Annotated in this window: 2 protein-coding genes; both read left to right on the forward strand. The window is 75.1% G+C overall.

Annotated features, from left to right (window positions below; translation table 11 throughout):
* Positions 1-386, forward strand: a 386-nt coding sequence (locus LLG88_12125; protein MCE5247649.1) for a type II secretion system protein GspG, incomplete at its 5' end; no start/stop codon positions are given.
* A 159-nt stretch (positions 387-545) separates the two neighbouring features.
* On the forward strand, positions 546-1,745 hold a 1,200-nt coding region (locus tag LLG88_12130), incomplete at its 3' end, for a hypothetical protein (GenBank protein ID MCE5247650.1).

Below are 1,745 nucleotides of genomic sequence, written 5' to 3' on the forward strand. Positions count from 1 at the left end.
TCATCGGCATCTTGGCCGCGATCGCGGTCGTGAATCTCCGGGGCGCGCTCGACCGCTCCCGGCAGACGAAGACGATGGCGACGATGCGCACCGTCGGTTCGGCGATCCACGCCTACCAGATGGACTACTCCTACATGCCGCAGGACGGGACCACGGGCGCCGCCCTGAAGACCGCCCTCGGCGGAGGGGCGATCCAGGTCGTGGACGTCCAGGACGCGTGGCGGCACGATCTGGTCTACAGCACCGACCAGCACGACTACACGCTGCGCAGCTACGGCAACGACGGGGCGCTCGGTCCGGCCGACATTTCGCGCGCGACCCGCGACCACTACGAGAACGACCTCGTCTACGTGGACGGCGTCTTCACCGCCAGCCCCGAGCGCTGACCGATTCATCCTTCGCGCGGCGGGCGCGGGCGTCGCGGCTCTCCCCGCTCCGACGGACGCTTCCTTCAGGACAGCGCCGCGCGCCGCGCCGCGAGTCCAGCACCCCGCGAGGCACTTCGGCCTCGCCGCGGCGCCGCTATCTGGCGCACAATCACCGCCATGAACGGGAACGCCACCGCCGTCCGGCGGCTCGCGCCGTGGCTCCTGCCGCCGGCCGCGCTCGCGGCGGCGTGGCTGCTGTGCGGCGTCTTCCGCACCGACGACCTCTACATCTACCTCCGCATGGCCCGCAACGTCCTCGACGGGCGCGGCTGGGGCTTCAATCCGGGCGAGGCGGTGGACGTCGCCAGCTCGCCGATCTGGTTCTTCTCGCTGCTCGGACTGGGACGGCTCGGCCTCCTCTCGCCCGCCGCGGCGCAGCTCCTTTCGGCTCTCGCCTGGCTCGCCGCGCTGTGCGGCGGCATGGAGTTCGCGCGGCGTCTGGGCGGCGAGCGCGCCCGCTGGATCGCGTTCGCGGCGCTGGCGCTCGATCCGTGGGTCGTCCGCTGGTCGTGGAGCGGGATGGAGGCGGGGCTCGCCGCGGCGCTCGCGGCGTGGGGCCTGGCGCTGCGGCTCGACGCCGGAACGTCGAGACGCGCGGCGTGGGGCTCGGGGCTGCTCCTCGCGCTGGCGCCGCTGGCGCGGCCCGAGTTGGCCGTCCTGCCGTGCGCCGTCTTGCTCGCCGAATGGACGACGCGCCGCGGGCGCACGGTCCGCCGCGCCGCGTCGCTCGTCGCGCCGACGGCGGTCTTCGGCGCCGCGTGGCTCGCCTTCTCGCTCGCGGTCTGGGGCTCGCCGATCCCTTCGACGGCGATCGCCAAGGGGCCGGGGGAGAGCCTCGCCGGAATCGTCGCCTCGCTCGCGCGCACCGGCGCGGTGCTCGGCTCGACGCAGGCGCTGTTCGCCGCGGCGGGGCTGTGGGAGGCGCTTCGCCGGGCGCGCGGAGACGACGAGGACGCCGCGTCGGGACGCGCGGCGCTGCTCTTCGCCGCGGGGCTGGCCGGCGTCTACGCGCTTTACGGCGTCATCGTCTACACGCGCTACCTCGCGCCCTTGGTCGTCGCGGTCGTGCCTTTCGGCGCGGCGGCGCTGGCGCGGCTCGCGTCGTCCTCCTCGCCCCGGACGCGGGGCGCCGCCGTCGCCGCGTGCCTCGCCGCGCTGGCGTTCGAGGCGGTCTTCGCGACGGCGGTCGTCGCGCCGCGGACCCGCGCCTACGCCCGGTCGATGGACCAATGCGTCGCGCCGACGGCGGCGGAGGTCGCGCGGCGCACCGCGCCCGGGGACCTGATCGCGCTCCACGACATCGGGCTGATGGGCTGG

This window comes from bacterium (genome assembly GCA_021372775.1).
Taxonomy (GTDB): domain Bacteria; phylum Acidobacteriota; class Polarisedimenticolia; order J045; family J045; genus JAJFTU01.